At 62.7% G+C, this 26,808-nt stretch carries 20 protein-coding genes and 2 pseudogenes; 8 read left to right on the top strand and 14 right to left on the bottom strand.

Annotated features, from left to right (window positions below; genetic code table 11):
- Positions 1 to 2: 2 nt before the first annotated feature.
- The 8 genes from Mame_RS26245 to Mame_RS26210 all read right to left on the bottom strand — a co-directional run bounded on the left by Mame_RS26245 (position 3) and on the right by Mame_RS26210 (position 8,513).
- Positions 3 to 1,232 (bottom strand): AGE family epimerase/isomerase, encoded by a 1,230-nt coding sequence (locus Mame_RS26245; RefSeq protein ID WP_018067103.1) that lies wholly within the window; start codon positions 1,230 to 1,232, stop codon positions 3 to 5.
- A 2-nt stretch (positions 1,233 to 1,234) separates the two neighbouring features.
- Positions 1,235 to 2,116 carry a carbohydrate ABC transporter permease gene (locus Mame_RS26240; protein ID WP_018067104.1) on the bottom strand — a complete coding sequence of 294 codons (882 nt, stop codon included), beginning with the start codon at positions 2,114 to 2,116 and terminating at the stop codon, positions 1,235 to 1,237.
- Positions 2,113 to 3,000: a carbohydrate ABC transporter permease gene (locus Mame_RS26235; protein ID WP_018067105.1), complete on the bottom strand. Its 888-nt coding sequence runs from the start codon at positions 2,998 to 3,000 to the stop codon at positions 2,113 to 2,115. The genes Mame_RS26240 and Mame_RS26235 overlap by 4 nt, the downstream gene beginning before the upstream one ends.
- Before the next feature lie 133 nt (positions 3,001 to 3,133).
- A complete protein-coding gene (locus Mame_RS26230; RefSeq protein WP_026173876.1) occupies positions 3,134 to 4,435 on the bottom strand; it encodes an extracellular solute-binding protein in 1,302 nt (433 codons plus the stop codon).
- 89 nt (positions 4,436 to 4,524) lie between these two features.
- On the bottom strand, positions 4,525 to 5,799 hold the full coding sequence (locus Mame_RS26225) for a neutral/alkaline non-lysosomal ceramidase N-terminal domain-containing protein (RefSeq protein WP_018067107.1): 1,275 nt from the start codon (positions 5,797 to 5,799) through the stop codon (positions 4,525 to 4,527).
- A complete protein-coding gene (locus tag Mame_RS26220; RefSeq protein ID WP_018067108.1) occupies positions 5,796 to 6,941 on the bottom strand; it encodes an N-acetylglucosamine-6-phosphate deacetylase in 1,146 nt (381 codons plus the stop codon). Before Mame_RS26220 ends, Mame_RS26225 begins: the two co-directional genes overlap by 4 nt.
- Positions 6,938 to 7,720 carry a sugar isomerase domain-containing protein gene (locus Mame_RS26215; RefSeq protein WP_018067109.1) on the bottom strand — a complete coding sequence of 261 codons (783 nt, stop codon included), beginning with the start codon at positions 7,718 to 7,720 and terminating at the stop codon, positions 6,938 to 6,940. Before Mame_RS26215 ends, Mame_RS26220 begins: the two co-directional genes overlap by 4 nt.
- Positions 7,710 to 8,513, bottom strand: coding sequence for a 6-phosphogluconolactonase (locus Mame_RS26210; protein WP_018067110.1), 804 nt, complete (start codon positions 8,511 to 8,513; stop codon positions 7,710 to 7,712). Before Mame_RS26210 ends, Mame_RS26215 begins: the two co-directional genes overlap by 11 nt.
- Before the next feature lie 180 nt (positions 8,514 to 8,693).
- Between Mame_RS26210 and Mame_RS26205 the strand changes: the two genes are divergently transcribed.
- Positions 8,694 to 9,689: a LacI family DNA-binding transcriptional regulator gene (locus Mame_RS26205; protein WP_018067111.1), complete on the top strand. Its 996-nt coding sequence runs from the start codon at positions 8,694 to 8,696 to the stop codon at positions 9,687 to 9,689.
- A gap of 18 nt (positions 9,690 to 9,707) precedes the next feature.
- Here the strand turns inward: Mame_RS26205 and Mame_RS26200 are convergent, their stop codons facing one another.
- From Mame_RS26200 to Mame_RS26185, 3 genes and pseudogenes are all read right to left on the bottom strand, one after another.
- Positions 9,708 to 13,082, bottom strand: a complete 3,375-nt coding sequence (locus Mame_RS26200; RefSeq protein WP_018067112.1) for an autotransporter domain-containing protein — start codon at positions 13,080 to 13,082, stop codon at positions 9,708 to 9,710.
- 449 nt (positions 13,083 to 13,531) lie between these two features.
- Positions 13,532 to 15,334 (bottom strand): annotated as a pseudogene (locus Mame_RS27760) (PAS domain S-box protein).
- 675 nt (positions 15,335 to 16,009) lie between these two features.
- Positions 16,010 to 16,332, bottom strand: a pseudogene (locus tag Mame_RS26185) (winged helix-turn-helix transcriptional regulator); the annotation flags it as partial.
- Positions 16,333 to 16,454: 122 nt separating this feature from the next.
- Between Mame_RS26185 and Mame_RS26180 the strand changes: the two are divergent.
- From Mame_RS26180 to Mame_RS26170, 3 genes are read left to right on the top strand one after another with little or no spacing between them, the layout of a single operon-like run.
- Positions 16,455 to 17,468, top strand: a complete 1,014-nt coding sequence (locus Mame_RS26180; RefSeq protein WP_018067115.1) for a zinc-binding alcohol dehydrogenase family protein — start codon at positions 16,455 to 16,457, stop codon at positions 17,466 to 17,468.
- Positions 17,469 to 17,482: 14 nt separating this feature from the next.
- A complete protein-coding gene (locus Mame_RS26175) occupies positions 17,483 to 18,049 on the top strand; it encodes a cytochrome ubiquinol oxidase subunit I (RefSeq protein ID WP_018067116.1) in 567 nt (188 codons plus the stop codon).
- Positions 17,931 to 19,553: a bifunctional helix-turn-helix transcriptional regulator/alpha/beta hydrolase gene (locus Mame_RS26170; RefSeq protein ID WP_157624588.1), complete on the top strand. Its 1,623-nt coding sequence runs from the start codon at positions 17,931 to 17,933 to the stop codon at positions 19,551 to 19,553. Before Mame_RS26175 ends, Mame_RS26170 begins: the two co-directional genes overlap by 119 nt.
- A 3-nt stretch (positions 19,554 to 19,556) precedes the next feature.
- Here the strand turns inward: Mame_RS26170 and Mame_RS26165 are convergent, their stop codons facing one another.
- On the bottom strand, positions 19,557 to 20,591 hold the full coding sequence (locus Mame_RS26165; RefSeq protein WP_018067118.1) for a hypothetical protein: 1,035 nt from the start codon (positions 20,589 to 20,591) through the stop codon (positions 19,557 to 19,559).
- A 668-nt stretch (positions 20,592 to 21,259) separates the two neighbouring features.
- On the bottom strand, positions 21,260 to 22,213 hold the full coding sequence (locus tag Mame_RS26160) for an AraC family transcriptional regulator (protein WP_026173878.1): 954 nt from the start codon (positions 22,211 to 22,213) through the stop codon (positions 21,260 to 21,262).
- 162 nt (positions 22,214 to 22,375) lie between these two features.
- Here Mame_RS26160 and Mame_RS26155 point away from each other — a divergent pair, with 162 nt between their 5' ends.
- The 4 genes from Mame_RS26155 to Mame_RS26140 all read left to right on the top strand — a co-directional run bounded on the left by Mame_RS26155 (position 22,376) and on the right by Mame_RS26140 (position 25,864).
- Entirely contained in the window at positions 22,376 to 23,686 is a 1,311-nt protein-coding gene (locus Mame_RS26155; RefSeq protein WP_018067120.1) for an MFS transporter, read from the top strand.
- Between the two features lie 55 nt (positions 23,687 to 23,741).
- A complete protein-coding gene (locus Mame_RS26150) occupies positions 23,742 to 24,110 on the top strand; it encodes a DUF1330 domain-containing protein (RefSeq protein WP_018067121.1) in 369 nt (122 codons plus the stop codon).
- 21 nt (positions 24,111 to 24,131) lie between these two features.
- The gene (locus tag Mame_RS26145; protein ID WP_051085173.1) at positions 24,132 to 25,112 is read left to right on the top strand and encodes an SDR family oxidoreductase; all 981 of its coding nucleotides are present in this window, start codon (positions 24,132 to 24,134) and stop codon (positions 25,110 to 25,112) included.
- Positions 25,113 to 25,192: 80 nt separating this feature from the next.
- Positions 25,193 to 25,864: a class I SAM-dependent methyltransferase gene (locus tag Mame_RS26140; RefSeq protein WP_018067123.1), complete on the top strand. Its 672-nt coding sequence runs from the start codon at positions 25,193 to 25,195 to the stop codon at positions 25,862 to 25,864.
- Here the strand turns inward: Mame_RS26140 and Mame_RS26135 are convergent.
- Positions 25,848 to 26,771: an AraC family transcriptional regulator gene (locus Mame_RS26135; protein ID WP_018067124.1), complete on the bottom strand. Its 924-nt coding sequence runs from the start codon at positions 26,769 to 26,771 to the stop codon at positions 25,848 to 25,850. The two genes, Mame_RS26140 and Mame_RS26135, sit on opposite strands and share 17 nt — an antisense overlap.
- Positions 26,772 to 26,808: the final 37 nt, after the last annotated feature.

Here is a 26,808-nt window from a genome sequence, read left to right as displayed (position 1 = left end):
TCTTATCCTGCGTGGGCAAAAGTTGAGGTTCCGGCGCGCCCGGCAACGCCGATGGCGGCAAGCAGGCTCAGTCCGGTGTGATAATTGGGATCGAGATCCGGGGTGGCCGGCACGAAATCCACCGGTCCGTCCGCATCCATCGTCTGATAGGCGACGGGCGGGGTGCCGCGCCAGTAATGCGCGATGAAGGCGTCATGCGCCTTTTCCCAGACGGCGCGGGTGCGGGCGTTGCCCGTGCGTTCGTAAAGCAGGGCCGCGGCGCGGATCGCCTCCGGCAGCGACCACCATGGGCAAAGCGGATTGATCGCTGTCCCGGTTTTCAACGAGACGGAGAGCGCGAGCCCCGGCCCGACAAAGCCTTTTTCGAAGGACGACAGCAGGATCGTCTCCAGCGTGTTCAGGAGGTCGGGGGCAATGTCCCTGCCGATCAGGTAATCAAGCGCGAAGCCGACGAATTCGATGCCGTGGCCGACATTGCAGGCATCTTCGCCCGGTACATTGCGCAGCAAGCCGGCGGCCGGATCGAAATGGCGGGAAAGGACATGGGCGATGAAACGGTCGGCATAGGAAAGATGTCCCGCATGGCCGAGGCGGTCGAGCATTCCCGCTGCGCCCAGCAGGATCATGCGCGGACCGAAATCATCGGCCTGATCGGCGAGGCTTTCCGCAGAAAGCGGCTGCTTTTCATCCATCTGGAAACGGCCATCCTCGATGGCGGAAATCACCCGATCGAAGGCAGCGAGCGTATCACCGGCTTCCGCCGGCGCGTAACGGCTTTTGGCCGCAACCAGCCCCTTGGCGGCAAAGGCATCCGAATAGGTGAAGATATCGGCCGGGCGCTCTTGCGGCAGCAGATCGGCTGATCCACTCCCGCGCACCGGCACCATGTCGGCGTCGTAGCAGAAATAGACATGGCCATCGGCCTCGCGAAGGCCATCCAGCGCCGACATCAGCGTCCGGGCCGTGGCATCGATCTTGGCGCCAAGCGGCGGCAGTTCGCTTTCGAACCAGGTGGCATGGGTCGCCAGCGCCTCAAGCCCGCGGCCCTGGATCCAGCCATAGGTGAAGGCCGGACCACGCAAGCCGTCGGCATCACCATAATCGGCAAGCGTGATCGGGTTCATCTTGGTGTTGATGAAGCCCGGGCCGATCGCCGGCCGCGCCAGCATCCAGTAAGCGGTGTGCGCATTGATCGCCGAATAAAGCGCCACCGCGCGCTCCAGAAAATCCATCGTTATTCCTTCATCCCGGTGCTGGCCACGCCCTGCACGAAATTGCGGCGCAGGATCATGAAGGTGATGACGGAGGGAATCAGCACTGTCGCCGATGCAGCGGAGAGCTTGCCGAGATCGACGGTATAGCCCGTCTGGAACAGCGCCAGCCCGACCTCGATCGTATAGCTCGACCGGGTCGTGGCGACGATCATCGGCCAGGCAAAGGCCGTCCATGCCTGGAAGAAGGCGAGTACGCCGAGCGCTCCGAGCGCGCCTCTGAGCAGCGGAAAGACGACATGGACGAAAATCCAGAATTCGCTCGCGCCATCAAGCCTTGCAGCCTCCAGAAGCTCGTCCGGTATGGAATGAATGACGTTTTGGCGGATCAGGAAGATACCGAAGCTCATCACCAGATAGCCGATCAGCAGCCCCCAGACCGAGTTGAGCAGACCAAGGCTTTTGACCTGGAAATAGAGCGGGATCATATAGACCTCGAACGGCACGATGGCGGTTGCGAGGAACAGCGCGAAGATGACGTTGAGGCTGCGATAGCGGAACTTCGCAAAGATGTAGCCGGCGATCGACGAGGTCGCGATGATCGCGATCGACGACATGATCGCAAACAACACGCTGTTGAGGATCCAGCGCAACAGCGGCGTTTCGCCGAGCACGGCCCTGAAATTCTCAAGCGTCGGATCATGCGGCACGATGGTTGGCGGCCAGGCAAGCATTTCGGCCGGCGTCTTGAACGCATTGGCGATGAGGAACACCAGCGGCAGCAGCATGGCGATCGAAAACAGCGTCAGGAACACGTCGATTGCGATGTTGACGGCGCGCTTGCGGGCTCTCAGCCGCCGCCCGGCGGCGTGCTCCGCTTCGGTCAGTTCGGCGAAATCGGTCATGCCTTGCCCTTCTCGCGCAACATGGTGAACTGGATGAGCGTCAGCACCAGCACGATGACCAGCAGCACGACCGCTTCGGACGCCGCATAGCCGACGCGATAGTTGCGGAAGCTGTTTTCCAGCATGTCGAGCACCAGAACACGCACCTGCCGGCCGGGCGCGCCCTGGCTGTCGGAGGCGAGCACGAAGGGCTGGGCATAGACATTGAAGCCGGAAACCAGCGTCACCACCGAGACATAGAGCGTGATCGGCTTCAGCATCGGTATAGAGAGATACCAGAAGGATTTCGGACCCGAAGCGCCGTCAAGCTTCGCCGCCTCATAGAGCGAGACGGGCAGGTTCTTGAAGCCGACGAGGTAGATCAGCACCGCGTATCCCAGCGCCTGCCACGAACACAGCACGATTACACAGACGACCGACAGCACCGGATCGAACAGCCAGGCCTGCGGCTCGATGCCGAAGGCCGACAGGAGCGCGTTGAGCGGGCCGAGGCGCGCATCGAAGATCCACTTCCAGGCCATCGCCGCCGGCACCAGCGAGACGATGTGCGGAATGAAGATCGAGGTTTCGTAAAAGCCTGACATGCGCGTGCGGGTGCGATGGAAGATCAGCGCGGCGATAACCATGCCGAGCGGGATCGTGATCGCGAGCACGCCGAAGGCGATGATCGTCGTGTTCATCAGCGAGGTGAGAAACAGGTTGTCGCTCATCAGCTCACGGAAATTCTCAAGCCCGATGAACGGCTTGTTCTTCGACAGGATGTTCCAGCGGTGAAGGCTGAGCCTCAGGATGTCGATGATCGGATACATCCGCACATAGGCGAAGATCGCCAGTGTCGGCAGGAGTGCAAGGATCGCGAAAATCCATCGCTTGCGTTTTAGCATGGTGCAAGGCCTATCGTGAGAAATCCGACCGGCGGCAAACCCTGCGGCTGCCGGCACGCGCCCGCCGGGCGGGCAATCGTCTCCGGAACGCGTCGGTCCCGGAGACGGCATTCATATGAGAAACCGAACCGGCTTATTTGGCAAGCAGGCCTTCGCGGTCGAGGATCTTCTCGACTTCCGCACTCGCCTCGGCCAGAACCGCGTCGATCGCGGCATCGTCGCCGGCAAGCGAGGGGTTGCCGAAGGCCTCGACGAGCTGCGCTGCAACCCGCGTCAGGATTTCCTCGATCGGGCCGATGGAGGGCAGCGTGAAGAATTCGTAGCCTTCCGGATAGTCTACAAAGGCGGCGAAGGCCGGCTGTTGATCGGTGACCGACGAGTAGTCGATGCCGGAGCGGTTCGGCAGCCAGCCGATATTCTCGAGCAACCAGACGAGATTTTCGGGCTCGTTGGCCGCCTTCGCGAAGGCCCAGCCGAGATCCTGGTTGTCTCCGGAAACATAGAGGTTTGTCGGCAGCGCGATCGATCCGACGGGCAGCGGGGCGGTGGCATAGTTCAGGTCCGGCGCCTTGGCGGCGATATCGCCGATAACCCAGGATTCGCGGATGAACATGGCCGTCTGGCCGCGCTCGAATGCGTCGGCATCGGCCGGCATTTCGGGTGTCACCGTCTTCTCGACATAGATGTTGTCGAGATACTGCCCGAGCGCCTTGCGGCCGGCCTCATTGGCGAAATCCGGCTTCCACATGCCGTCATCGGTCTCGACCAGCAGCGACCCGCCATACTGGAATAGATTGATCCAGAACTTTTCGGCAATACCCTGACCGCCGCCAGAGAGCCGGAGGCTCCAGCCCGAGACTTCGGGCTTGCCGGAAGCATCACGCTCGGTCAGCTTCACGGCGTAGTCGGTGAAATCCTCCATGGTCTGCGGCGGCTCGGTGAGGCCGGCGGCGGCGAACATGTCGGTGTTGTAGAACAGGGCGCCTTGTCCGCGAAACAGCGGCATGCCGTAGACCGTGCCGTCATAGCTTGCCGTATTCGAGAAGAACGCACCGAAATTGGCAGGATCCTTGACGAATTCGGCCATCTCTTCAGGTGCGGCCGGCAGCAGGTCGTTTTCGAGATAGCGGGTGGCAGTGGAACCGGCGAGCTCGATCACCATGGTGCCGTTGCCGCCCGAGGTCAGCCCGAGGGCGACGCGTTTCTCATGCTCGCGCAAAGCGATCGTCTCGATATTGACGTCGAGATCGGGATATTCGTCCTTCATGCCCTCTGCAACGTGTTCGTAGAACGGCGCCATTTCCGGATAGCCGCCCCAGATCGTCAGGGTTTCGGCCGAGGCGGCCGACAGGCTGCCCAGCATCAACGTTCCGGTGGCAACGCCGAGGCCGAGAAGACGTACGGATTTCGCGTGACTGGATGATGTGCATTTCATGATCGGGTTCCCCATTTTGATTTTATCAAACACGTTCTCATGCAACCGGTTGCGTGTCAAGCGACACGAAACCGCACTTTCCCGCCGCGTCAGCCGCTACGGGAATTCTCTGCCGCCCCTCCAACGAGAGCCGCCGCGCATTGCGCCAGCGCCTCGGCCGATCCCGGCGCGAAGCTCATGGACTGGCCATAGTAGCGATGCGCCTCGTCAACCTCATATCCGCCATGGACATACTCGCTTTCCGGCGGAATATAGCCGGGATTGTCCTCGGCGAAGCCGACAAGGAAGGCCCCCGCGCCGACGCCCGGCAGGGTGCGCAGGAAGAGCGCCGTTTCAGCAAAGATTTCTCCCGGAAGCGCAATCAGCAAAACGCCGCCCCAGTCGAAGACCGTCACGCGCGCCGAGAGCGGTTCCGGCGCTGAACGTGCAACCGTTTGCGCCCATTCTATCCAGTAGCCGAGCAGGCTCCTGCGTGCCGGCTCCGCCGTTTCGCGTTCTTTTGACCATGCTTGCGCAAGATCCGCGACTGGCACGGTTTCGCGCCGCTGGAAGTCGAGCGTGACAACGCCGGAGACGGCCGCAACGGGGCCATTGACCGGCCGTGCCGGCGCCTGAAGGGCGCAGGCGGCAATCTTGCGGCCGATGCGTGCGGCCGCGGCATAGGTGCGGGCCTCATCACGGGCGAGCGAAACCGAAGCGGCGGCGGAATGGCCTGTATTCACATCGCCAACGCAGCCGGTCAGAAACAGCGCCACCGCACCGGGCTCCGCCTCTTCCAGCGCGTGGCGCACGAAGTGCGGATAGTCGGCTGTCCATTGCAGATTGTCGGCGCCGAGCACCACCGGGTGGCAGGCATAGGAAATGAGAAACGCGATGGTCCGCCCATCCTCCGCGCCGCGCGCCCGCAGCAGCGGCAGAGCCCGATCGACCGGGCCGCCGACGTGGCGGCGGTTGCGCCCGACATCTGGATCGACGCCCTCGGCAATCTCGAGCCGCGCCGGTTTTCGGGATGCCGCAGCCTTGTCGAGCGCCGCAACGCAGGCATCCTCCAGCCGTTCCAGAAAGGCCGGATCGGCGGCGATACTGAGCCGGCCGGCCATGGAGGGAGGACCGCCATGATTGTGCAGCGCGGCGACAACGATACTGTCGGCCAGCAGGACAGAGCGCTTGCGTATCCGGGCCGCCATGGCGGCATCGATGCCGATCACATCCGCCACGACGATGGCGGTGTCGCCGATCGCCAGCGCCCGCGCCGTCAGCCGATCATGCACACCCTCCGCCGGCCCGCAGCGTGCGGCAAATCCCGACATGGCAAGCCCCGGCGGCGGCGTGATATCGATGACAGCGGCGCCAGCTTGGATCATCGCTCAAACACCTTCTTTCCTGCAACCCAGGTCTCGCTGATATCGAGCGCGTCGTCGCCCTGCTTCCAGGCGAAGCGGATAAAGTCCGCACGCGCCCCAACGTCCAGAACGCCGCGCCCGCCGACGAAACGACCGGAATTAAGTGTGGCTAGCGGCAGGATTTCGGCAAGTGGCAGGCCGGTCATGGCGACGGCCCTTGCGATATCGGTCGCCAGTGGATGGCCAGCGCCCGCCAGATAGGGCGTTCCGGCAAGGCTGACGCGGCCCTCATCCGAGACCGCGACATCGCCGCCGACGGGCTGGTGATACATACCGGCCGGCATGCCCGCGAGCGCCACCGTGTCGGAGACCAGAAAGGCGCGATCGCGACCCTTGGCACGCAGCATCGCCTTCAGCGTATCGGCGGGCAGATGGTGGCCATCGGCGATCAGGCCGGCGCAAAGCCGATCATCGGCAAGCTGCGCCCAAATGAAGTTCGGATGGCGCGGCAACAGGCTTGCAGCCCCATTGCCGAGATGGGTGGAGATCCGCGCACCGGCCTCCGCCGCGGCATGTATCTCTTCCGCCGTCGCGGCCGTATGGCCGATGGCGACATGGACGCCACGCGCGGCAAGCGCCGCGATATAGGCGCAAGCGCCTTCATGCTCGGGCGCCAGCGTGACCATGATCACCAGCCCGTCGCACGCCGCCTGCCAGCGTTCGAACTCTTCGATCGAAGGCGGACGGACATGGGCCAGCGGATGCGCGCCGCGCGGTCCGTCGACGGTCGAAATAGAGGGGCCCTCGACATGGACGCCCGGCACCATATCCGCCACCAGCGGCTCGGCTTTGCGCGCTGCGGCAATTGCGGAAAGTGCCGCCGTGATGGAGGCCTCCGACGCCGTGATGATCGTCGGCAGCCATGTGGTGACCCCGACAGCGGCGAGCGCCTGGCAGAGCGACAGCATCAGGTCCGGCGTCACCCCGCCGGCATTGACGTCGAACCCGGCATAGCCGTTCACCTGGAGGTCGATCAATCCCGGCGCAAGATAAAGGTTCGACGCTCCGCTGGCCTCGCCGATCGCGGCAATCCGCCCGTTCAGGATTTCCAGGGAAAGCGGCCTGCCCGTCAGGGCGTCGATGCCTTTGACGGCATGGCTCAAAGCGCCCTCACCCGGTCCCGAAAAGCGCCGATGAACCGGCTGTTGGCCTCGTCGCCGCCAGGTGCATTGCCGGAGCGCCAGACCGGCGGCTCTATCCCTCGCTCCACCAGCTTGGCGACCGTGCGGATCATCAGATTGTTGAGCGTGAAGGCGTTGGCGAAGGTGGATATGGCGGCAATGTTCTCGCCCATGCCCGGCAGGCTGACAACGGCATCGCCGATCGGCACCTTGGTATCAATGGCGATATCGACGATGTCGTGCAGGTTCTGCCTTGTCGGATGTCTGGCGGGGTGTTCCGGCGCGGAGTTGGCGGCGTGCTCACGCGATGAAACGCCGATCACGAAGGCCCCGCGCCGCCGGGCCTCCAGCGCCGCATCGATCAGCGCGGCGTTGATGCCATACGCATTGACGAGGATGAGCAGATCGGCCTCGCCCAACCCGCGATCGGCAATCACGATCCTGCCATAACCCGGAAGCCGCTCGATCGCCATGGAGCGAAGCGCGCCGTTGGAAAGCAGCGTGCCCTCATCAAGGATCGCGCTGATATGCATCAGTCCGCCGGCGCGGAAGAACACTTCCTGGGAAGCCAGATTGGAATGACCGCCCGGCCCGAAGATATGGATCAGCCGGTCGGCGGCCACCTGGTCGGCGAGCTTGTCCGCGGCGGCGTCGAGCGCCTCGCGCTCCTCGCGCATCACCCGCGTCATCAGATCATGGACGGAGGCGAGATATTGTTCGCAGAAGCGATCGGCGTCGATCCGGGGTGTGCTATCGGGCATCTGGGTCGGAATCCCTGTCGAGATATAGGGTGCAGGCGGAATGGGTGCGCAGGATACTCGCCGGGCAGGCGGTTTCAACCGCGCCATACAGCGTGCCGCGCACGGCCTCGCGCTTGTTTGCACCCGGCACGAGACAGAACAGGCGGTCCGCACGCATCAGGCGCGGCACGGTGAGCGTCAGCGCCTCCCGCGGCACGGAATCGAAATCGGGAAAGCAGCCGTCATTGACCTGCTGCGTGCGGCAGACATCGTCGAGCGCTACGGGCTTCACATCGAGCGGATCGTCAAAATCGGCGACCGGCGGGTCGTTGAACGCGATATGGCCGTTTTCGCCGATGCCGAGCACCACGAAATCGATAGGCGCCTCGGCCATCTTATCCGCATAGCGTGCCGCAGCACCCTCCGGATCATCGCCCGGATCGAGGCGATGGACCGCAGCAAACCGCACTCTGGAAAAGAGATAAGCGTCGAGCCAGTTGGCAAAACCGGAAGGATGATCGGCGGCAAGGCCGATATAGTCGTCCATGTGAAAGGCGGTGACGCGCGACCAGTCGATCCCCGGCGCGGCGACAAGCGTGGCGAGCGCCTCGGCCTGGCTGGGGGCGGCGGCGAAAACCATCCGCACCGCGCCGCGATTGGCGATCCGCGCGCGCAGGGCCGCCGCGATATCGGCCGCCGCCGCCGCGCCCATGCCGGCACGGTCCTCGAAACTCTTGACCAGAAGGGCGCCGTGTTGACGCAGCGTCAGCGGTTGCGGGACCGGCGCGGGGTGGGAGCGTTCTGCGATCGTCAAGTCAGTCTCCATAACGGCGAGCAGCGAACCTGGAGGCGCTTCACGGCCGGTTCAGGCATCAATCTTGTTGGCAACATTCCATGCAACCGGTTGCATGTCAAGCAAGCGAGTAGCCGAAACCGTTGCAAGTATTCTACAAGGATGGTCAGGGGAAAATTATCGCAGGAAAGCCGCACCGCCATGATCAAGCGCGACAAGGGTGTCACCATCAGCCAGGTGGCCGCTGAGGCAGGGGTGGCGCGCTCCAGCGTATCGCGCGCCTTCCGCCATCCCGACATGCTTCTGCCCGAGACCGTGGAGCGGATCATGAAGGCGGCGCAGGCGCTCGGTTATGTGCCGAACCACACGGCCCGGGCGCTTTCCACCGGCCGGCACGGCAATATCGCCCTTGTGGTGCCCGACATCGCCAACCCGTTCTTCCCGCCGCTGATCGCTGCAACCCAGCTTGAGGCCGACCGTTCCGATTTCTGCGTGTTCCTTGGCAATACCGAAGAAAAGCCGGCGCAGGAGGACAAGCTGCTCGGCCGCTTCGCCGGTCAGGTCGAGGGGCTGGTGCTGGCATCGCCGCGGCTTTCGGACGAACGCATCCTTGCTCATGCCGCGCAGCGCCCGCTGGTGCTGATCAATCGCGACATCAAGGGCATCCCCCGCGTGCTCATCGATTCCGGATCGGGCGTAAGGCAGGCGGCGGAACACCTGGCCGAGCTCGGCCACCGAAAAATAGTCTATGTCAACGGCCCGCACACCTCGTGGTCGAACCGCGAACGGCGCTCGGCGCTCAGAAGCGCTGCCCGCAAGCTCGGCCTTGAAATCGTGGCGCTTCCGCCGATCGTTCCAACCTATCAATCAGGGCACCGCACAGTTGACGCCATCCTCGAAACGGGCGCGACCGCCGCAATCGCCTTCGATGACATCACCGCGCAGGGCATCCTCGCGGGACTTGCCGAATACAATGTCGCCGTACCGGAGCGTTTCAGTCTGATCGGCTGCGATGACGTGCTCGGCGCCGTCACCTATCCGGCGCTGACCTCGGTTTCGAACCGCTCGGCCGAAGCCGGCCGCCTCGCCGTCACCCTGCTGATGGAGGCGCTGCAATCCGGCTCGATCCGCGAGGCGCGCTACGTCCTCGAAACCCACCTCGTTGTCCGCAACACCACAGGGCCCGCTCCGGCCTGATAGCAGGATCGCTCCATCTCAGAAGGTGAGCGTCAGCCGGCCCTGAACCGAATTGTCGCTGGAGCCGTCGCCGAACTGTCCGGCGTAGAACACGCCGAGCGCGGCCCGCCCCTTGCCGTCCTTGCCGAAAGCGCCGAGATCGAAATCGAGGCCGGCCTCGACGACCGCCGCGTTTTCGGCGATCGGCGCGCCATCGACGACGAAGGGCATGCCGCCGGCGAAACTGTTCGCGGCATTTGGCACCGTCGTGCCGAAGGCATGACGCCAGCCGATCATGCCGGAAAGACTGGCGGAGCCGCCATTGGCAATATCGAAATCGGTGGAAGCGCGCAGGCCAAGCGTCGAGAACGTGGTGTCGGTGTCGCCGGAGGCTACCGCCAGCGCTGCCGACCCGCCGGTTTCGATATAACCGTCCGTATGCAGGTTGACATAGGCGAGATTGGCGAAGGGCTGAAGCGTGGCCGCACCCATGTCGAACTTGTAGCTGGCTTCGCCGAAGATCTGCGCCGTGCCCGCATCTGTCGAACCGGAAAGGTATTCGGAAAAGCCCGGGAACGCCGCAGTGCGGGCGGTATCGACCGTGGACCATCCATAGGCCGCGCCAGCGCTGAGGCCGAAGCCCTGCCATTCGCCGCCGCCATAGACCCCGAGCAGGAAGGTATCGGCCGTCGCCTTCGCATCGCTGCCGTCTTCCTTGTAGCGCGAGGCCTGGTAACCGGCGATGATGCCGGCGCGGGCAGTGTCGCCAAGCGCAAAATCGCCGCCGCCGAGGACGCCGCCGGTGCTGCGGTCAAGCCCACGCGCATTGCCGTCGCCATCCGTCGTGCCCCAACCGCCGAAGGGCTGCAGCCAGAAACCCGGCGCGCCCGCTGCTTCCTCAAGGCGCGAGAAAGCCGCGGCGCGGACATAGCGGCTGTCCTCGATCAGGCCGGTCTTGAGGCTTGCGTGAATGTCGCCCGAAAGCGCGTCGAAAGCCTCTGTCGCCCCGGCGCCATCTTGCACGACGACCGCGCCGTAAAGCGCGCTCGATTGCGGCAGGGCATCCAGCGCATTGGCGGCGGCCCGCTCATTGGCCGTCACCGCGTAGTCGGCGAAGGCGACATTGTTGCGCGTCATCTGCACGGTCACGGCGGTTGCGCCATAATCGACCCCGGTCGTCAAAAATGTCGAGCCGGCATTGGAGGACACGGTGTCGAAGCTTCCGGACACGCCGCCATCTGCGGTCAGCACGGTGTAGGCGGTGCTCCAGTTGGCGGCCGGATCGGCCATCATCAGCGACAGGGTCCCGCCCGAAAGCGTGGCGCTGCCTGTGGCCGCGACCAGGTCGGCGGCGCCCGAGACACCATCGGTTTCGATGATCAGTGTCGAGCCGGGCGCGAAGCTGATGTCGCCCGCAACATTGATCAGGCCAATCGAGTTGCCGGGCGAAACGGTCGCGCCGTCGCCAACCGTCAGGTCGCCGATCGTGCCATTGCCCGCAAGCCAAGCGCCCGCACCCATATCGAGCGCGATATTGGCAAGCGAGCCGTCAAGCCTGAGCGTCGCGCCGGCGAGCGTCATGGTGGACGCGATTGCGGTCTCGCCGGACAGGGTCCAGTTCGAGCCAGCCGCGAAAGCAAGCGCCTCGAAATTGCGATAGGTGGCGGCGCTGCCGAGAAGGCCAAGGTCGAACGCGCCGTCGCGCGCGCCGAATTCGAATGTGTCGACCCCGCCTTCGGCATCGACATAGCCGATCACGCTGCTGCCGGCCTGATAGACAAACCGGTCATCGCCATTGCCCATCGAGACGGCATATTCCGTGCCAGAGATCGTGCCGTAATTGATCACCGTATTGCCGAAGGCGCCGGCATCATTGACCATCTTGATGCCGAAACCGTTCTTGCCTTCGATCGTGCCGTAATTGGTGACCGACAGCGCATAGAAGGCATCGCCATTATTGCTGTTGTCGTCAAGAATGCCGTTATCGGCGCCGGAAATCAGCGCGTCCGTGTAATCCGCGCTGCCGTTGACGATGATGCCGCCGCCGGTGGCGATCGCCTCGCTGGTCGAGGGCTTGGTCTCGCCGCCCTTGGTGCCCTTGGAGCCAAGGCCGAGAATCTGGCCGTAATTGTAGAACTCACCGCGGCGGTCGAAATCGACGCCGTCGCCGTCGCCGAAATCGGCGGCCGGGTCGAACGTTCCGGAAATCAGGCCGTAATTGACGATGCTGCCGGAGCCGTTGGAATTCACCCCGGAGCCGTTGCGACCCGCAATCGTGCCGCCGGCGGCGTTTGTGACTGTCAGAACGTCGTTTTCGCCGGACGCCTTGACGCCGTGGTAGGCGCCGGTAATCGTCGCGCCGGCGTAGTTGTTGACGGCGAGCGCCATGCCGTCGGCATCTTCATTATCGAGCTTGATGGCGCTGTTGTTCTGATCGCTCGCCTCGCCCTCGGCATAATCGCTGCGGATCAGACCGTAATTCTCGACCGTGGTGCCGTTGCCGGCCTTGATGCCGTCATTGTCGGCGGCCGAGATCGTTCCGGGCTGCCTGTTCGTGATGGAAATGGTCGAGCCGGCGGCGATGATATCGGCAAGATCGAGCGCCTGCCCGCCAACGGAGGACGAGATCTCGCCGGCATTGTCGATCGTAATCGAGGCTGCGTGGCTGCTGTCCTTGTCGGCCTTGATCTTCAACGCGTCGTCTGTGGCGGTGATCACGCCGGAGACGCCGTTGGTCAGCGAGAAGGAAGAGAGAGTCTCGAAATTCTCGTCGTCGTCAAAGGAAATGGCGCGCTTGTCCGATTTCGTGGTCGAGATCGTGCCGTCATTGACGAGCGAGATCGTGCCACCCCCCAGACGGATGGCATCGGTATCGCTCGACGTGATGATCGCGGCGGCGCGGTTTGTGATGTTGACGACCGCGTTTTCGGCCGTGGCGTTGTTGAAATCGAGCGCCTGGCCGCCATCCGTGGTGATGATGCCGCTATTATCGACGATCACCGCGCCGTTCTCCAACGCGCTGTCGATGCGGAAGGCATCGGCTTTCTTCGATTTGATCGTGCCGGTATTGGTGAGCGTAAACCGGCCGCCGACATCGTCCTCGGTGTCGATGGCCCGTTCCTTCTTGCCGTCGATCGTGCCGTGGTTGATGATCGTAATGCCGTCGCCGGTCGCCGAACCGTCCCAGAGGATCGCCTGATCGTCTGTGGCCGTGAGCGTCGCGCCGCTTTCAATCACGCCCCTGTCGTCGCCCGAAACGGTCTGCGAGCCGGAAGCTGGCGGAACGGTGAAATCCGCAGCCTCGGCCGTCGCCGTGAGACACAGATCGCCAAGCACGAGGACGCTGGCGCTCAGCATGAAGATCGCACGCCGGCTGCGGGAAAAGGAACTGCGGATACGAGGCGAACGCGACATTAAGGACTCCGGTTTTGGCGACTGCATTTTCACATGGCGTGAGGTCGCGCGCACCTAACCAGAGAGCTGTTTCAGTTTTGCGACAGTTGTCGATTTATGTTTGAAGCCGAGACTCGCGCATCGAATGTTTTCAATGATTTGCGTGAGACTGAAGTGTAACGCGTTACACTTCAAATGAGACACCAATGAGATTTTTTTACACTCCAAATGGGATTGATCGACCGGTCGATCGACCATAATGTCGCCGTATGATTTTATCCCAAGAAGCCCCCGATGATGGTGACCGGCATGCCGACGATGTAAGTCCGGAAGAGTTTCTTCGATATCTGCTTCGCGGCAGTGATGGGAAAGTGACAGCTGAGGTAGTCGCGGCTGCGCGTGAGGAATATGGGATCCCGCGTTCGATGCTATTTCGGCTCGTTGCGAGGTTTAGAAAGGCACAACGCGCTTCAAGCCTCAAACCGGGTCTTAGCCCGGGGAATGGACAGCACAATCTCGAGACCAAGGTCGCTGAAGTTCCGCTCAAAACGACTGTCCAGGGCCGCGACCGTCGCGCGAGCCAGACGGCTGCCGAAACCATCGCCGGATGAGCCCTCGCGTTGCTGGCTCCCTCCAGCCTCGAACCACACGATGCGGACGTCGTTGCCGACGGAACATATCTCGACCAGCACCTCGCCATCCGGATTCCCCAAAGCGCCATATTTGAGGGCATTGGTTGCGAATTCGTGCAACAGCAGTGCGATGCTTGTCACGGCTGTGCGTCCGAGCGTGAAATCCTCCCCAGACACTCTGACGCGGGAGACGCCGTCTTCCCCGCGATAGGGCTCGGTTATTTCGGCGATAAGATTGTGCAGCGTCGCGGTACGGTCGGAATCGTTCCCTGTCGTCGAAAGCGTCAGCGCATGCGCCCGTGCGAGTGCCCTGAACTTGCTCTGCAGATCGGACACCAGGTCGCTTACGGATGCCGCACCGCCCACGCTGACATTCACCAGGCCGCTTGCGAGCGCGAAGAGATTCTTCACACGGTGGTCCATCTCGCGCAGGAGCAGGTCCTTCTGCTCTTCGGCGCGCCGCCGCTCGGAGATATCCCTTGCGATCTTCGAGGCCCCGATGACCTTGCCGGCGCCATCAAAAATCGGCGACACGGACAGCGAAACATCGACCAGGCTACCGTCCTTTTTCTGCCGCACGGTTTCGTAATGCTCGATCCGTTCGCCGCTTCGGATACGAGCAAGAATCCGCGGCTCCTCATCCTGTCTGTCGAGCGGGATGAGAAGAGTGACCGACCGGCCGAGCACTTCGTCTTCGCGGAAGCCATAAAGCCCGTTCAGCTCCGCGGTTCCAGCTCGTGATGACGCCGTTCACATCCTTGGACAGGATCGCGTCGTCCGACGATTCGACGATCGCTGCCAGGCGCTGGCTGGCCATTTCCGCAGTCTTTCGGCCGCTGATGTCGACAAGCATGTTCACTGCACCGACAAGCGTGTCGGATTCATCGAACAGCGGCGTAGGGTAAGCCAAAAAAGGAACGCGCGTGCCGTCGGGTCGCTCAGCCTCAGCTTCTTCACCGCTGATCGCCCTTTGTTCTCTCAGTGCGACCGCCATGGGGCACTGATCATGCGGCAATGGCGTGCCGTCCGGACGAAAAAGCTTCCATGAACCGCAGAATTCGCTGCGGCCAATTTCGGGACGGGCGCCCCACATTTCGGCCGCCGCTTGGTTGTAAAACGTGATCTTACCGTCGGCGTCGGTGAAGTAGATCGCCGCTGGCAGAGCCTGCAGCGTCTGAACGAGCGATACATTGCCGGGAAGTTCCGGCTCGGAACTTGTGCTGGAGGCTCGGACTGCCGGAATATGTTGACAGCGCCGGCGACGGCGCCGCTGTCGTCCCTGAACGGCTGGATATCCACCAGCGCGGTTATCCGGCTGCCATCCGGGCGTTCGATTTTGATCGGTTGATCACGGAAGTCTCGTCCCGTTGCCAGCGCGACCGCCATCGGGCAAGCAGCGTGTGGGACGTGACGGTCATTCAGGTCGAACAGGCGATGAGAGCCACAGAAACGCTCCTCCGCGTCTGGGATCGGTGTTCGCCCCCATAAATCCGCCGCCGCCGCGTTGTAACGGATGATACGACCGTCTGAAGCGCACACATAAGCGCCGACCGGCAGGCGTTCCAAGACCGACGTCGCGCTCAAATGCGCCGATATGGCCGTTTCGACGCCTTCAAGCAACCCATTTTCAAGCGATTGCATGATTGTCTCCGACAAGCAAAGGTGCCGGGCGCCGCAGCCGACCGGGGAGAGTGAGCTTCTTCCGACAGCACGGAATAATTATCACTATTGCGCAGGTATTGCAACACGAATACTTCAGTTCACTTTATCTATGCGGCTCGCTTGACCGCCGATTCCTAATAAAAAGGCCCGATTTCGTCCCCGTCAAAGGACTCCCCGCGGTAGCCTCACCTAACGCGATCTCCCAGGGGCCACTCGATGAATGCGGTTTGATCGGGGCTTTGGGGTATCTGGGCTAGGGGCGCACCACCGGTGGCGTCAGCGACTATCCGCAGCAGTTGGGTATGACTTGTTCTGGCATCGCAGATGATGAACTGATCCAATGTGTCGCCTCATGTAACGTCTTGCTCGACGAGGAATGGCCGATCGTCCAGGCAGGCGATGGGTGGACGAAATCCAAAATGGCAACTCCCGTCATCGGGGAAGTCTGTTTTCAAAATGTGGCGACCGGTTCTTTTTCGGCCGACAGGCGCGGCCCTGCGAGGAAATCAGCAAACCGTAGTGGCTGAATGCCATCGCCTGCGAACCGAAACTCGGCTCGTTTGCCGGAACATGACCTCAGCGTCTACCCGCTGTGTTTCGTTCGCCCGTTCTCGCGGATCGTATCCCTTCGGCTTGCCGAACAAAACCCGATATTGCATCACCCCATCCCTTCAGAGAAAGCAGGATGGGCTCCATGCTGCGGCCAAGCTCTGACAGCGAGTATTCCACCTTCGGCGGCACCTGCGCGTAAACGGTGCGCACGATCAGCCCGTCCTCCTCTCCAGCTCGCGCAACTGGTTGGTCAGCATGCGCGGCGTGACATTGACGATGTGCCGGCGGATTTCGTTGAAGCGCAGCGTGCCGGACAGAAGGTGAAACAGGATCACGGATTTCCATTTGCCGTCGATCAGGCCGATCGCGGCCTCGACGGAACAGCCGGGGCTGCAGTCGAAACGGGAGTGGCGGGCCTTGGCCATCTCTTGCTCCTTAGCAGTATCAAAAACGATACTATGTGCTTTCTTTGTGCGTATTGGCTCCAGGTGAAGGTAATAGCATTTTGGAAGCACCGCAAGTTTTCGTCAACAACAGGACACTAACCATGAAAGCCATTGGATACGAGAAGCCCGGCGCGATTGATCGCGAGGACGCGCTCATCGACATCGAACTGCCCCGCCCCGAACCGACCGGTCGCGACCTTCTGGTCGAAGTTGCCGCCATCTCGGTGAACCCCGTCGATACCAAGATCCGCGCCAGCGCCACGCCGCCGGAAGGCGAATACAAGGTGCTCGGCTGGGATGCCGTCGGCCGTGTGGCCGAAACCGGACCGGATGTGACCAACTTCAAGGTCGGTGACGCCGTCTATTACGCCGGTTCGCTGATCCGTCCCGGCGCCAACAGTCAGTTCCATCTGGTTGACGAGCGCATTGTCGGACACAAGCCGACGAGCCTGACCAATGCTGAGGCCGCGGCCCTGCCGCTGACGGCGATCACCGCCTACGAAATGCTGTTCGACCGGCTCGATGTCGCTCGTCCCGTGCCGGGCGCCGCCAACGCGATCCTGATCGTCGGCGGCGCCGGCGGCGTCGGTTCGATCGCGATCCAGCTCGCGCGCGCGCTGACCGGCCTCACCGTCATCGCCACCGCCTCGCGACCGGAAACCATGTCCTGGGTCAAGGAACTCGGCGCCCACCATGTCATCGATCATTCAAAGCCGATCGCCGGACAGGTCGCGGCTCTGGGCATCGGCGCTCCGGGCTTTGTCTTTTCGACCACGCAGACCCACCGCCACCTAGAGGAGATCGTCGAGGCGATCGCGCCGCAGGGCCGTTTCGGTCTGATTGACGATCCCGACGGGCTCGATGTCATGGCGTTCAAGCGCAAGGCCGTTTCAACGCACTGGGAATTCATGTTCACCCGCTCGATGTTTGAAACCGCCGACATGGATGCTCAGCGGAAGCTGCTCGATCACGTGGCCGAACTTATCGACAGCGGCCGGATCCGTACCACCGTCACCGATACGCTATCGCCGATCAGCGCGGCTAATCTGAAGACGGCCCACGCGATCATCGAAAGCGGCAAGGCGCGCGGCAAGATCGTGCTGCAGGAGTTCTGAGGAGGGCGGAAACGATGACCACGTGTTCGAAGGCTCTCAGTTTCCTGCGGATGCTCGCCGTCGGCATGGGGCCGGTCGGTTTGAGCAAAGTCGTTGCCGGCTGGATCACGACGGAAGGCGCGCGGCAGCCTTGTGTCGACTACGGCATTTTGCACACCGAAAACGCCGTCTCCAATTACTCCGTGACGACGCTCAGCGTGACGCTGACCATGTTCATCGTCATGTATTTCCCGAGCTTCGGAATCGGGACCGGCTTCAAGCTGCGCATGGTTGCTGGCGGACCGGAGTTCTTCAGCCCGGATGCCACACTGCCGACAGCATTGAAACCGTGCCGCTGCGCCAAAAACCCGAGGCCGATTGGCGTCGAACGCTCATGCCAAACTAAAGATTTTGCCGCAAAAATGCCGCATTTCGCAGTGTGCCCCTTGACCTCGCAGCCGGGTTTTCCCAAAAATCTGCGCCATGACCGCGTCTCGCGCAGCACTCCGTCGGCAGATCGCAAGACTTGCCGAAATCCCCCGGATCCTCAAACCGTCCGTGCTGCCGGCGCGGTGGGATGGAGATGCGCCGGAAATCCGTGACGCCCGTCGGCAGATCGCGATCCAGGATTTCTTCTACAAGACCCTGCCCCCATTCGATCTGCCGGTCTGCCTGCTTGATCGCGACGGCACGGTTATCCTGAGCCACGGAGAAGCCGATGCGCTGCCGGGGCGTTTCGACCTGCCGCCGGGCGACCAACAGGGCTTCGCCTTCAGGGAACGCGGTAGCCTACTACAGGCTGTTCTTGCGGTCGGGCACTACTGGCCACAGGCGCCGGAAGGGGTCGAGTGGCTTGCGCTTGAAATCGATCGCGCGTTCTTCGAAAGACATACGCCGCTCGATGTCGCGCCGCTGACCGCCAGCGAATATCAGTTGATCGCGCAGCTTCTGGCCGGTTACGAACTGAAGGATGCCGCCGAAAGGCTGGGCGCTTCCTACGGTACCAAGCGCAAGCAGTTGCAGGTCATCTTCCAGAAATTCGGCGTCACCAATCAGGCAGCGCTGGCCCGCTCGATCTCCGCAAGCCTGATGAGTTATTTCATCGCCACCTTTTCCGGCGCCCGCGATCACAGCCCGGAGCGCAAGCTTCTGGCCGGCCATTTCGCAGGCAAGGTGACGGTCCATTCCGTTGCGCTTCAAAACGGCGCCGAACTGCCGATCTGGGAATTCGGCGACCGAAGCGGCAAGCCATGTCTGTTTTTCCACGGCCTGTTGTCGCCGACGCTCTACTGCGAAGACAAGGTCGATATTTTGCGGCGCCATGGCCTGCGCTTTCTGGTGGCGCCCCGATTTTTCATCGACGGAGTCGACCATTCGGATCCGTTGCGTTTTCTCGAGACCTATACCGAGGCGGTTGCCGAAATGGTGCACCACCTCATCGGCGGACCGGTGACATGCGTCGCGGTCAATTCCGGTGTCTCGTGGGCCACGCATTTCGCTGCCCGCCACCCGGGCCTTGTCGAGAGACTGGTGATTGCCGGCGCGCCGTTTCCGCCATCGAAATCCGCGCCGGCATCGGAACGCAGCATGCAGGCAGCCCTGACGAGCGCCGTCCGCCAGCGACCGATCGTGATAGGCGCCATCGTCAAGGCCTATGCCGCGCTGGCGCGCTCCCCTTCCCTTGCTGCGCGCGCCTACCGTCACGCCTATCGCGAAAGCCCTGCCGATCTGGCAGTGATCGACCAATCCATCGAGGCCGGCTGGGCGCTGTCGTGGCTGCGGTTGATCGGCGAACGGTCATCGGCAAGCGTGGTCGCCGATCTCGCCGTCAATCAACGCGGCTGGGATCAGGATATCGGCGGGCTGGAGATGCCGATCATGTTTCTTCAGGGCGCCAACGACAAGATGTCGCCCCCCGCGCCAATTGCGGCTTTGGCCGAGACCAATCCGAATGCAGAGTGCAGGATCATTCCCGAGGTCGGCCACCACGTCGCCGCCAGTCGTTTCGAATTGCTGGCCAGCACCCTTGCCGAAGGTTCCTCGTCCGAAAAGAAATCGGTACAAGCCGGCAGGGAAGCACTCGCCGCCGCGCCGCCGGTACGCTAACCCTCAGGCCGGATCCTGAGCGTCCGGCAGCGGCGCGCACATCAGCGTTTGCCGGGCGCGCGCCATCTCGATTGCGAACAATGCCTCGGCACGCTCCAGCCGCGCCTTCGATAGCGCCGTCTCGGCGGCGCATTGCTCGGCATCGGGCGCTGCGGAAAGGGATGTCCGCGCCGTCGCAATGGCGGCATCGGCCGAGGCGAGCGCGCGACGGGCACCGGCGGTGTTCAGCACGGTTTCATTGTAGCGGTTCAGAAATTCACGGTGGTTTTCGCGCGCCGCCAGGATTGTCTCCAGCAGGCGGATGCGCGCGCGGTCGGTCAGCCGCAGGCTGTCACCCTGATCGATCAGCGGCAGCACATACCCAACCAGGAACTGAAGGCTGAGACCGCCATCCTCGCTCATGAAGGTCGGAAGCGCCGCCGTCAGCTTGGTAAAGCGCGATTTTCTGGCGAGATCGAGCTGGGCGCCGGCAGCTTCGACCAGAAGATTTTCCAGCGCCTGGCTGCCGGAAACCGAAAAACAGCTTTCGCCGTTCTCCGCAACAGACTTGGGCAGGCCCGCCAGCGCCGGCAGGACGGATCGTGATGCCGCCACAGGCTGCGCGCCCGCCTTCAGGCCGGCCAGCGCCATCACCTTGCTTTCCTCCGCCTCCATTGCCATGGCAATGGCATCCGCTTCGCTCCGCACCGCGGCAATCCGCGCGTTCATCGCGTCAACCTCCGCCACCGAGACCGTGCCGAGTTTCTGTTCGGCGCGCATCGATTTCGCCTGACAGGAAAGCGCATCCGCCTCCAGCAGCGTGTGTCGGCGCTTGAAATCCATCTCGCTCAACGAAGCATAGGCGGCAAGCAAAGCCCCCAGCGCATTGCGGTAGGAAAGCTGATACTGGACCGGAATGAGCTCTTCGGCGATTGCGATATTGCGGCTGTCGAGCCCGAGCAGCGCATAGGCGATATCCCAGTTGACGCCGAGCACGACATTGGCGTTGTCGGTAACCCCGTTGCGCCGGTCATAGGTGACGAAGTCGCGCGCTTCCACCGAAATGCGCGGAAACCGGCGTGAACGTTGTTGCTTTTCAGGAGGAGAACGGTCCTTATCTCAAGTTCCATGAGCGTCAGGCGTTCGTTGATGCTCGCTCCCATGGCCATCAGCAATTGCCCATATATTCGGCGTTCCGTAGGTCGTGACGTCAGTGTGATTGCCAACGGCACGTGTGTTTGGGATACTCAACGAACTCGCAATTGAAGCCATTCAGGATGGCACAGAGCGGATCACCGATGAAAACATTGAACCCTGGAAGCCTTCCTTGGAAAAAGAAGCGGCATTCGCCTAGCCGACAAAACGTTACACTTCAATTGAGACTTTTCGGGCTTGAGTCTCAATTGAAGTGTAACGTTTTGGTATAAACTGACCGAGTCTCAGTTTGGAGTGCAAATCGACACCTGAACTCGCCAGCTTCATCACCATCGAAGAACCCGATCGGCCGCTCAGCGAGCGCGGGTGACATTGAGTTGGCTCGCCGAAGCTCTCTGGGTGATTTTTAAGCGGCCTCTCAAATCGACCAAAACGTCCGGTTGCTGGAGATTGCACTCCAAAAGCATCCTGAGGACAGCCTACAAGCTAAAGGGTCTTCGATGTCTGTCTCGGGAACGGGTAGCAACAAGGGTCTTGATGGGATACGAACCGGCGACCCTGGACCCTCAGTGCTACAAACCCGCGGCCCCAGCAGCTCCTAGCGGATCTGCCGGCACTGTCCGGCTTGCATAGGCGGTGCGCAGCCGCTGCTGGTTCAAGGCGTCCTGCTTCGGGGCGATGCCGAAGGTTCTCGAATATTCCCGGCTGAACTGCGATGCGCTTTCGTAGCCGACCTTGTAGGCCGCTTCCGCAACATTGGCCGCCTGCGTCACCATGAGCCGGCGCGCTTCCAGCAAACGCAGCTGCTTTTGAAATTGCAGCGGCGTCATCGACGTCAACGCCTTGAAATGCTGGTGGAACGATGACGGGCTCATGCGCGCGACATCTGCCAGCTGTTCGACGCGGAGCGTATCCGCGAAATGGGTGTGCAACATCGAGACGGCCCTGACCACGCGTTCGATATTCGATTCCGGCAAGGCCAGTTTGCAGAGCGCGCCGCCATGGGGGCCGCTCAACAGCCAGAAGCAGATTTCGCGCACGACCGAGGGCGCCAGGACGGGGATTGCCTTCGGCGTCGCCAGCATGCGCAACAGTCGAAGAATGCAGTCGGCCAGGGGCTGGTCGACTTCGGCAACGAATGCGCAGGGGCCGGCTTCCTCCAGCGGCACTGGCGGCGTCTCCAATTGCTCGAGAACCTCCCGCAAAGTGGCGACGTCGAAATCGATCATGACGCCGACATACGGTGCCTCCTCGCTTGCCTCCACGATCTGGCCCGTCGCCGGAACCCCGACGCTGACAACCAGGCACTGCATCGTTCGATAGCTCAGACGTTGCTCTCCGAGATGCAGCTCCTTTCCGCCTTCCAGCACGACGCAAAGCGAAGGCCGGTAAATGTTGCGCATCGGCATCATCGACTGAAACGAGCGGACGATATTGAAACCTTCGATCGCTGTCGGAAACAGGCCCTGGCCGCCGCCCTGCTCTTCGATATAGGCCGTCACGGCGTCCAGCAATGGCCCGTTCAATCGCGGCTCCCGATGTTTCTGGGGCCAGGACAGGATCGCGCCCCGCGCCGGCATGCCCGCCCCTTCTGGAGGAATAGGCAAGTTTCTTGAGGGTTCAGGCATTCTGCTCATTAGACACTCCATCTAGCTTAAGGGTGCAACCAAGCGAGGAGTACCCTCAAAATGGCAGAAATTGTCGCCGGGTCAAGAGATCCTTCAGCGGAACTGGCACCGCCACACGCGTCCGCCAGTGAATATGTCGGGCGTTGGCGGTTCGCCGCCATCTGCACCGCTCTTCTCCTGATCAACGCATTTTCGCAGATTGATCGCATTCTTCCGTTTATTCTGGCGGAGAAAATCAAGGCGGACCTGTCGCTGACAGATACGCAGATGGGACTGCTGACCGGCCTCGCCTTCGCAGTCTGCTACGCGCTTCTCTCGCTGCCGCTCGCGCGCGCCGCCGATCGCGGATCGCCAAGACTGGTGCTGGTGTCGTGTATCCTGATCTGGAGCGTGATGACGACGCTCGGCGGCTTCGCGGCCAGTTTCATGTTCCTGGCGCTGACGCGCTTCGGCATCGCATTCGGAGAGGCCGGGGCCGTCCCGGCCGGCCACGCCTTGATCGCCCGCAAGATCGAACCGGAGCGGCGCGGCCTCGCCATCGGCCTGTTCGCGATGGGAATTCCACTCGGCACGATGGCTGGTTTTGCCGCTGGCGGCGCCATTGCCGATATCCTTGGCTGGCGCGTCGTCTTGATCGGGGCCGGCGCCATCGGCATCCTGATCGGGTTGTTGACGGTACTCGTCGCGGGCGCCACGCCGCGCTTTCAGACCTCGGCTTCGCTCAACGACCCCTTCCTGAGAACATGCCTTACGCTTCTGTCATCCCCGGCATTCCGCTGGCTGTTTGTGGGCACGATCTTTCTCGGCTTTGCCGGTGCGCCCTTCTATGCATTCTCGGTTCCGTTTCTGATCCGGTCCCATGGCTTCACCGCGACCCAGGTCGGCGTCTTCTTCGGACTATTGCAGGGGCTGATGGGGATTATCGGGACGCTGGGCGGCGGCCGGTGGTTCGATCACGCGGTCCGCGCCGGTTCCGGCCGGATTCTCGGCCCGCCCGCCATCCTGTTCCTGATGGCGAGCGTCACCACAACGGCGGCCTTGTTCGCCCCGGTCGGCTGGATGTCCATCGCCCTGTTCGTGCCCTCGATGTTGTCGTTCTCGTTCATGCTGCCCTGGGGCTTCGGCGCCGCGCATCTCGTGGCCGGACCGGGTCGACAGGCCCAGGCATCCAGCCTCGTGATGATCGGCAGCAGCCTTGTCGGACCGGCGCTCGGACCTTTGTTCGTGGGCATCGTCAGCGACGCGGCCAGCGCAGCCGACATTCCGAACGGTCTGGCGCTGGGCCTGTTGATCGTACCCTTGGCAAGCATCCTGTCGGGCCTTGCCCTTCTCGTCGCGAACCGGCGCGTCGCCGAATTCCTCAAAAAATGATCGCCATCGGCAGAGCGGCCCCGCCGCCGTGCCCCTATCAGGTCAAGAGGTTGATATGCTGACCCTCATTGAAAATGCCTTGCCGCGCTTTCTCGACGAAGACGATGGGCAACCAGTCGACATGCTGAATCTCCTGAGGTTCCAGGAGGACGGAGGCAAGGAGCGATACGCGGACTATCTTGCCATCGCCGCCCCGATCATTGCCCGATTCGGGGCGGCGATTGTTTATGTGGGCAACGGGCTCCCCCCGCTCTCGGCCGAGAGCGGACAGGCTTGGGACGCGCTTGCTCTCGTCCGCTATCCCAGCCGCCAGGCCTTCGCCGACATGGCGATGGATGACGATTACCGGGACAAGGCGGCGCCGCTGCGCGATGCCGCGCTGGCCGAGGCCGTGCTGCAGCCGCTCCAGACAGTGTCCGCATAGAAGCTACGAAAGGATTTCCGCATGGAAAAGAACTGGACCACTCAGGACATGCCGGCTCAGAACGGCAGGACAATCGTCGTCACGGGCACCGGCGGCCTCGGCTTCCAGACCGCGCTTGCCCTGGCCGGCGCTGGCGCCGAGGTCATTATCGCCGGGCGAAACCCGCACAAGGGAAGCGATGCCGTCGCCCAGATCAGGAAATCGGCGGGCCAGACGCGCGTGCGCTTCGAGCCCGTTGATCTGGCGGATCTGGCCTCGGTCGCGTCATTCGGGCAGCGGCTGCGCGACAGCCGGGAGCGGATAGACACGCTGATCAACAATGCGGCTGTCATGACGCCACCGCAACGAAGGACGACGGCGGACGGGTTCGAGCTTCAGTTCGGGACCAACTATCTCGGCCACTTCGCGCTGACCGCGCATCTGTTGCCATTACTGCGGCGGGGGCAGGATCCCCGTGTGGTCACCCTATCCAGTATCGCCATACGCCGAAATGCTGCTATCAAGTTCGACGATCTCCAGGCCGAGAGAGCCTACAAGCCGATGCCGTTCTACGCGCAATCCAAGCTTGCCTGCCTGATGTTCGCGCTCGAACTTCAGCGCCGAAGCGAGGCAGCCGGCTGGGGCCTGACGAGTATCGCCGCCCATCCCGGGATTTCGCGAACCAATCTTCTGCACAACGCCCCTGGGCGATACAGCGCCCAGGGACTTTTCCGGTCGTTCCTGTGGTTTATGTTTCAGCCGGCGGCCCAGGGCGCCCTGCCCCCATTGTTCGCCGCAACGGCGCCGGAGGCGCGCGGCGGCCGGTACTACGGCCCCGACAGGCTATCCGAAACGCGTGGCCATCCTGGCGAGGCGGCGATCCCGGCCGCCGCGCTGGACCAGCAGGTCGCCCGCCGGCTTTGGGAGATCTCGGAAACGCTGGCGAAGGTCGATTTCGCCAAGGCGGCAGAAACAGGTCTCCGCGCCGGTTCGGGTGAGGCCGGCCTTGCTGCGGAGGTGTGAGAAATGGAGACGCTGGCCAGTCTGGTCAATTCGATCGCTCGACACCGCCCCTTCGATCCTCTCGCCTTGGAGGATCGGACATGCTGAAAAACGCAACCGAGAGACTGAGCTTCTTCCGCGCCTGGCTGTCAGAACCGCTCCGGGTTGCGTCAGTAACGCCATCCGGACGGGCGCTGGCCACCCTGATCGTATCGGAGGTTTCGGCGACGACGGGACCAGTGCTCGAACTCGGTCCCGGCACGGGCGTATTCACCCGTGCGCTTCTGGCGCGCGGGGTCAGAGAGGAGAACCTCGCGCTCGTCGAATCCGGGAAGGCTTTCGCCGCGAAGCTGAAGGCAGATTTTCCGCGCGCGAAGACGGTGTGGATGGACGCAACGCGCCTGCGTGATGTCCATCTGTTCGGCGGATACCCGGTCGGCGCCGTCATCAGCGGACTACCGCTGCTGTCGATGCCGCCGCGAACCGTCTATGCGATCCTGACGGGTGCATTTTCCCAGCTCCGCCCCGGCGGCGCATTCTATCAGTTCACCTATGGGCCGCGCTGTCCGGTATCACGCCGGCTTCTCGATCGGCTCGGCCTCAAGGCCACCTATATCGGGGGGACCTTTGCAAACGTGCCGCCCGCCGCCGTCTACCGAATCCAGCGTCGCAGGACGCCGGGCATTGCCGGCAATGCACCGGCCTTACCGACACCGGAAAGCGCCGTGGATGAACTCGAAAGGCGAGCGATCCCGCTCAGCCTTGCGCGTTGACGGCGCGGGATCTGGCGTATTTGCGAGGCGAACATCCCATTACACGCTTGAACGCCGCACCGAAAGCGCTCTCGGACTCGTAGCCGAGCGCGGATGCAACGGCGGCGATGCTGGTCCCGGGTGAGACCAGATGGTCGCTCGCCAGGACCATGCGCCAGCGGGTCAGGTATTCAAGGGGCGGCAGACCGACACATGCCTTGAAGTGGACCGCAAAGCTCGTGCGGGACATGCCGATCTTGCTGGCGAGGTCGGTCAACGTCCAGCGCCGCTCAGGCTGCTCGTGCATCAGGCGCAAGGCCCGGCTGATCCGGCCGTCCGAGAGGGCCCGCAGCCAGCCCATCGTGTCCGGCGCCCCGTTGGCGACGTAGCGCCGCAGGACTTCGATCAGCATCAAATGCGCGAGATGATCCACGGCAAGGGTGCCGCCCGCGCGTTCTTCTCCGAGTTCGCGTTGCAGCCGCTGCAGCGCCCAGGCCAGTGTTTCGTCGTGATCGGAGGCCTTGATGTGAACCAGCGGCGGCAGCGAATTCAGCAGAAACCGCGCATGCTCACCATCGAGAATGAACCGGCTGCCGAACAGCAGAAAATCGTCCCCTTCATTCAACCGCGCGATGGCGCCACCGCGGAGCGGCCCGAGAATACTGGCGGCATCGGTCGAAGGCGCTTCCAGGTGGGTCGCCAGCCGAAACGGGGTGCCCTGTGTCAGCAGGAAGCAATCGCCGGCGGAAATGCGCAGCGGTGCGGCAAGGCCTTCCATCGACAGCCAGCAATGGCCCCTCGTAACGGCATTGAACTTGATGCCCTCATAATGGCCGAAAGCCAGGGACCAGGCGCCCCCGGCCTCCAGTCCGACGGCGCGCAGATGTTTCGGCTTCAGGGTCGATACGATTTGAGACAATGGATCCATGGCATTTTTCGAACGATCTCGATGAAAATCCGAATTT

This window comes from Martelella mediterranea DSM 17316, assembly GCF_002043005.1.
Lineage (GTDB): Bacteria > Pseudomonadota > Alphaproteobacteria > Rhizobiales > Rhizobiaceae > Martelella > Martelella mediterranea.
Note: the sequence above shows the minus strand (reverse complement) of the source record. Positions and strands in the feature narration are given on the sequence as shown.